Source organism: Pseudomonas kitaguniensis (genome assembly GCF_009296165.1).
Taxonomy (GTDB): domain Bacteria; phylum Pseudomonadota; class Gammaproteobacteria; order Pseudomonadales; family Pseudomonadaceae; genus Aquipseudomonas; species Aquipseudomonas kitaguniensis.
This window is the reverse complement of record NZ_VUAZ01000198.1, coordinates 1-5813: the sequence shown is the minus strand read 5'-3', so window position 1 is coordinate 5813 and position 5813 is coordinate 1. Positions and strand designations below refer to the sequence as shown.

At 62.4% G+C, this 5813-nt stretch carries 6 protein-coding genes; 4 read left to right on the top strand and 2 right to left on the bottom strand.

Translation table 11 applies throughout. The annotated features are described in order from the left end of the window. Window positions 1–59: 59 nt before the first annotated feature. Window positions 60–1337 carry a lipid IV(A) 3-deoxy-D-manno-octulosonic acid transferase gene (gene waaA, locus F0169_RS26035; RefSeq protein WP_122251193.1) on the bottom strand — a complete coding sequence of 426 codons (1278 nt, stop codon included), beginning with the start codon at window positions 1335–1337 and terminating at the stop codon, window positions 60–62. A 23-nt stretch (window positions 1338–1360) separates the two neighbouring features. Next, window positions 1361–2251: a LysR family transcriptional regulator gene (locus F0169_RS26030; RefSeq protein WP_152748016.1), complete on the bottom strand. Its 891-nt coding sequence runs from the start codon at window positions 2249–2251 to the stop codon at window positions 1361–1363. A 104-nt stretch (window positions 2252–2355) separates the two neighbouring features. Here F0169_RS26030 and F0169_RS26025 point away from each other — a divergent pair, with 104 nt between their 5' ends. Genes F0169_RS26025 through F0169_RS26010 form a run of 4 tightly spaced genes read left to right on the top strand, consistent with a single transcriptional unit; the run spans window position 2356 to window position 5741 of the window. Continuing rightward, on the top strand, window positions 2356–2691 hold the full coding sequence (locus F0169_RS26025) for a DMT family transporter (protein WP_058411373.1): 336 nt from the start codon (window positions 2356–2358) through the stop codon (window positions 2689–2691). A gap of 55 nt (window positions 2692–2746) precedes the next feature. Further along, complete coding sequence (locus F0169_RS26020; protein ID WP_152748015.1) at window positions 2747–3922, top strand: NAD(P)/FAD-dependent oxidoreductase; 1176 nt, start codon at window positions 2747–2749, stop codon at window positions 3920–3922. Continuing rightward, window positions 3919–4731 (top strand): aldo/keto reductase, encoded by an 813-nt coding sequence (locus tag F0169_RS26015; RefSeq protein WP_152748014.1) that lies wholly within the window; start codon window positions 3919–3921, stop codon window positions 4729–4731. The genes F0169_RS26020 and F0169_RS26015 overlap by 4 nt, the downstream gene beginning before the upstream one ends. A gap of 41 nt (window positions 4732–4772) precedes the next feature. Continuing rightward, window positions 4773–5741, top strand: a complete 969-nt coding sequence (locus F0169_RS26010) for a hypothetical protein (protein ID WP_058411376.1) — start codon at window positions 4773–4775, stop codon at window positions 5739–5741. Window positions 5742–5813: the final 72 nt, after the last annotated feature.

Here is a 5813-nt window from a genome sequence, read left to right as displayed (position 1 = left end):
AAAGCGCTTTTGATCCAACCACTCAGGTCGGCTTTCAAGCTGCCACACAGAACGCCGGCTCAGCGGTTTAGCAGCGTGTCCAACCCATCCAGCAAGCGCTTCAAGGCGCCCTGGTTAGCCTGCATCACCACCAGCCCGGCCTGCGCCATCTTGCGCGCGTCCTGCGGCAATTCGAACAACTGCCGCACCGCCTCGGCCAACCCTTCGGCGTCATCCACTGCTCGCAAAGCCCCGGCGTCGCGCATCATCGCGCTGATGTCGAGAAAGTTGAACACATGCGGCCCCATGATCACTGGTTTGGCCAACGCCGCCGGCTCCAGCGGGTTATGCCCTCCCGTAGGCACCAGGCTGCCGCCAACAAAGGCACTGTCAGCCAACGCATAAAGAAACAACAGCTCGCCCATCGTGTCGCCAAGCAGCACCGAGGTTTGCGCAGTCACCGGCTCGCCGCTGGAGCGGCGCACGGTGGCAAAGCCCTGTTGTTCGCACAACTCAAACATTGCGCCGAAACGCTCCTGATGACGCGGCACCAGAATCAGCAGCGCGTTGGGATAACTGGCGAGCAACTGGCGATGGGCAGCCAGTACCACTTCATCTTCACCTTCATGCGTACTGGCAGCGATCCATACCGGGCGCTCACTGGCGCCCCATTGCGCGCGCAAAGCGCTGGCGCGCTCCGGCAGCTCGGGGTCGATGGTCAGGTCGAACTTGATCGAGCCGGTGACTTCGACGCTTTCAGGGCGCGCGCCCAAGCTTAGAAAACGCTGCGCTTCGGTGGGTGTCTGCACCGCGAACAGGCTCATTTGCGCGAGCATCGGCGCCGTCAGCTTGGCGAAACGTGCGTAACCTTTGGCCGAACGCGCCGACAGCCGCGCATTCGCCAAGGCCACCGGAATGCCGCGCTGGGCACAGGCGTTGATATGGTTGGGCCACAGCTCGGTTTCCATGATCACCGCCAGTGTGGGCTGCACGCGGTCCAAAAAGCGCTTCGCGGCGCAGGGCAAGTCATAAGGCAAATAGCAGTGTTGAATGCGCGGCTCATTGGCGAACAACGCCTGAATGCGCTCGGAACCGGTGGGCGTCATACAGGTGACGGTGATCGGCAGCGTCGGATGGCGTGCAAGCAAGCCGCGAATCATCGGCGCAGCCGCAATGCTTTCGCCCACCGACACCGCGTGCACCCAGATACCGCCTGGTTGCATCACCGGAAGGCCGTAGGAAAACCGCTCACTGACGCGCTTGGCATACGCCGGCGCCTTGCGCGCGCGCAGCCACAGACGTAAAGCCACCAACGGCAGCGCCAGGTAAAACAAACAGCTATAGAGAGTTCTATTCATGGCGGCGGAGTTTATCGGCTTTTTCAGTCGATCGCCCGCAAGCACTCGGCAAATCGTTCGGCGAGGAAGCGTGCAGCGGGGCCGAGGTGCTCGTCGCGGCGCCAAACCAGTTCGACCACCAGGGCCGGCGGGATCCATTCGCTGTCCAGTTCAACCATTTGGTGTTGATACGTCGGGTACTGCACGATGTGCCGGGGCAACCACGCCCAGCCGAGGCCGCTCATCAGCCATTCGGCCAATACGTAAAAACTGTCGGCGCGCCACACCAGTGGGCTGGCGGCTTCGCTGCCGGGGTAAACACTGGTTTGGGTCGACATCAACAGTTGGCGAAACTGCGCCAGGCGCTGGCAGTCCACGTATGGCTCTGTGGCCAGCGGGTGATTCACGCCGCACACGGTGACCATCTCCACGCTGCCGACGACCCGGCGTTCAAGGGCCTCGGGGATCTGGTCGTGATAGAACAACAGGCCCAAATCCGCCTTGCGCTCCACCAGCTTGCGCGCCACATCGCCCTGCGCCGCACTCGACAGTTGCACTTCAAGATGCGGGTATTTCCCGGCCAACGCCTCAAGGCTGTCGAGCACCGGCTGGAACAACATGGCTTCGTCCTGGGCCAGCCGCAGGCAAGCTTCCTCGCCACGCGTGAGGGACAGCGCGCGGCCATTCAGCCGCTCACATTGGCGCAACACCTCGCGTGCCTCTTCGAGCAACACGCTGCCGGCTTCGGTCAATCTCGGCTGGCGGCCGCTGCTTCGCTCGAACAGGCTCAGCCCAAGGTCGGCTTCGAGCAGGGCAATCGCGTTGCTCACCGCCGATTGCGCCTTGCGCTGGTCACGCGCCACGGCGGAAAAAGAACGCTGCTCGGCGACGCTGACAAACAGGCGCATCTGCTCCAGGTTCCATTGCACGCTCATGGCTCAACCCATCTTTAATTCGGATAGGTAATGACTTTATCCCATCTATTGAAGCGTTAGAATGGCCGCCTTAGTCAAACACGCTACGCACCGAGGATTACCCCATGAATGTCGCCTACCTTTACCTGGCCGTTGCCATTTGCTCGGAAGTCATCGCGACCGTGTCCATGAAAGCCATCAAAGGCTGGAGCACGCCCATCCCGCTGGCGCTGGTAATTGTCGGCTACGGCGTAGCCTTCTGGATGCTGACGCTGGTGGTGCGCACTGTGCCGGTAGGCGTGGCTTACGCGGTGTGGGCCGGGATGGGCATTGTGATGGTGAGTATTGCGGCGCTGTTTATCTATGGGCAGAAGCTTGATGCGCCGGCAATCATGGGCATGGGCTTGATCGTGCTGGGCGTGGTGGTGATTCAGCTGTTCTCGAAAACCGCCGGGCACTGATCACCGCTCAACAGCCTGTATACTGCGCCTCTTGTCTTGAACACTGAGGTCGCCCATGCCATCCGTTATTTCCACCGACGTTCTGATTGTCGGCGCCGGGGTTGCCGGCCTCTGGCTGAATGCGCGCCTGCGCCGCGAGGGGTTTTCCACGGTATTGGTGGAAAGCGCCACGCTGGGTGGCGGGCAAAGCGTGAAGTCTCAGGGGATTATTCACGGCGGCGCAAAATACGCCCTGCACGGCGCCCTCACCGGCGCGTCCGAAGCGATTGCCGACATGCCGCGCCGCTGGCGTGAAGCCTTGGCGGGTGACGGCGAGCTGGATCTTTCCAGCGTGCGCGTGTTGTCCCAAGCGCATTACTTGTGGTCCCCCGGCACGTTGGCGGGCAACCTCACGAGCTTTTTCGCCAGCAAAGCCGTGCGCGGCCGCGTCGATCAGGTCAAGGGCGATGAACTGCCTCCGGCCCTGCAAGACCGTCGCTTCAAGGGCAAGGTGTATCGCCTGGCAGAGCTGGTGGTCGACGTGCCAAGCTTGATCGAACGCCTGGCCCAACTGGCGGGCGACGGCTTGCTGGCCGGGCAGCACATCGAACCGCTGCTGGAAGGCGACACACTCGTCGGCTTGAAGGTGGATGGCCACGACATTCGCGCCCAGCGCATCGTGTTGAGTGCCGGTGGCGGCACGGCGGACTTGCTCGGCGCACTCGGCCTCAGCCAACCGGCCATGCAAAAACGTGCGCTGCATATGATCATCGCCAAAGGCCCCGGCCTCAAGCCGCTGTACGCGCACTGCCTGGGCGGCGGCACCAAGCCGCGCATCACCGTGACCACTCACCCGGCGGCCGATGGCAATTGGGTGTGGTACCTGGGCGGCGATATTGCCGAGGCGGATGGCGTGGCGCGCACGCCGCAAGAACAGATCGCCACGGCGCAAAAAGAGCTGGCGCAACTGCTGCCCTGGATCGACATGAGCCAAACCCAATGGGCCACCCTGCGGGTCGACCGCGCCGAGCCGCTGCAATCGGGGCTCAGCCGCCCCGACAACGCGTTCCTCGCCGAACAAGGCCGCCTGCTGGTGGGCTGGCCGACCAAGCTGGCACTCGCGCCGGACTTCGCTGACCGGGTGCTCAATGCCCTGCAGCGCGACGGCATCCGCCCAAGCGCTGGCGACGCCCTGCCCGACCTGCCCAAACCTGCCATCGGCCAACCTGCATGGGAGCAACTCTTGCCATGAGCCTGCCAACGTTGCACGACTTGCATCGCCCTCTGGGCAGCACCGGCCTGCTGGTGTCGCCACTGGGCCTGGGCACCGTCAAGCTGGGCCGCGACCAAGGGGTGAAATACCCCAACGGTTTCCAGATTCCGAATGATGATGAAGCGCGGATGTTGCTGCGCCAGGCGCACCAGTTGGGCATCAACTTGATCGACACCGCCCCCGCCTATGGCCGCAGCGAAGAACGCCTGGGGCCGTTGTTGCGCGGCCAGCGCAACGACTGGGTGATCGTCAGTAAGGTCGGCGAAGAGTTTGCCGAGGGTGTGTCGCATCACGACTTCAGCGCGGCGCATACCCGCCTGTCGATTGAGCGCAGCTTGCAACGACTTGAAACGGATTTTATCGACCTGGTGCTGGTGCATTCGGATGGCAACGACCTGCATATTCTCAACGATTGCGAGGTTTACCCAACCCTGGAGGCGCTGAAAAAAGAGGGCAAGATCCGTGGTTTCGGCTTCTCTGGCAAAACCGTCGAGGGCGGCATAAAAGCCCTGGAACTGGGCGACTGCGCGATGGTTACCTACAATCTGAACGAACAGGCCGAGAAAGCCGTGATTGATTACGCGGCGGCTCACGGCAAAGGCATCCTGGTGAAAAAGGCTCTGGCCAGCGGCCACGTTTGTCTTGCGCCGGGAATGGATCCAATTCAATCGAGTTTCATGTTGTTGTTTGCGCAAACGGGCGTCGCCAGTGCTATTGTCGGGACCATTAATCCGCTGCACCTGGCCCATAACGTGGCGACCGCTGCCAAGGTCATTCGTCAACTCTGATGCCGCCGACGCGGCCGACCCCGTCGCAAGAAGGAGCCGACATGCCGCGAACGCTCATTAGAAAAAACCCCAGCAACTTTAAAACACTGCCGCTGCACGTCGAAGCCACGCCCGAGGGTTTGAGTTACCAGAGCGTGGGCATGCCGCTCAACTTTGCCCAGACCCTGCAACGGCGCAAGCCGGTGGAGGTGGCAGACCCCGAACGGTTTGCGCTGGAACTGGCGAACCTCGGCGTCTCGGTGCGCCTGACCCTGCACTGGCAAAACAAGGATTACTGGGTGCTGGTGCGCCAACGCCGCCAGGACCGTGGCGATGTGGTGCTCAAGCTGATCTCCGGCTACGTGCCTGCGCATGAGCTGAACCTGCCGCTGCACACCGCCATCCAGGAAATTGCCGAAGAGTGCTTGCTGGAGACGCCCGAAGGCTGGCTTGGCGGGCGCTTTAACGACACGTGGCTGCCGGCGCCCTATTCTGCCGCCTTGCATTACCGCGAAGCCCTGCCGTTTCGCCTCAGCCCGTTGTCCGGCGCGGCACGCCCGGTGCGCTGCGCGACCACGCAATTGATCGAGCGCCCACGGGCGTACGTGCACTTGCCGACGGCGTCGTTGCAATTGATCTATGACTTGCGCCTGGAAGTGCCCAAGGAAGCTAAATCCCTGAGCCTGTTTCATGTCGATGAACGGCTTGAAGGTGACCAACTGGTGGCGCGCCTGGACCGCCAGCGCCCAGACCTGTACCTGATGCCACTCAAAGACGGCCAGCCCATCGCCGAGCTGTACACCGTCAAGAAGGACCAGCTGTATCCGGCCAGCACCCGCGGTTTATACCTGGCAGAAAGCTTCGCCCAGCAGGAAGGCTGGCTGGTACGTGATGAGCGCATTCGCTGGAAGGACTGGCTGCGGCAGCAAGGCCTGGCACAACCCGAGAAAGAGTCGAAACTTACGCGCCTGACCGGCAAGGCCAAGCAGATGCTGAGCAAGATCGTGCCGAAGAAAAAAGCCAGCCGCTAGGCGCTGCCAGGCTGTGTAGCGCCTGACACTCCGCCATCGGGAGCAAGCCCCCTCCCACATTTGACTGCATTC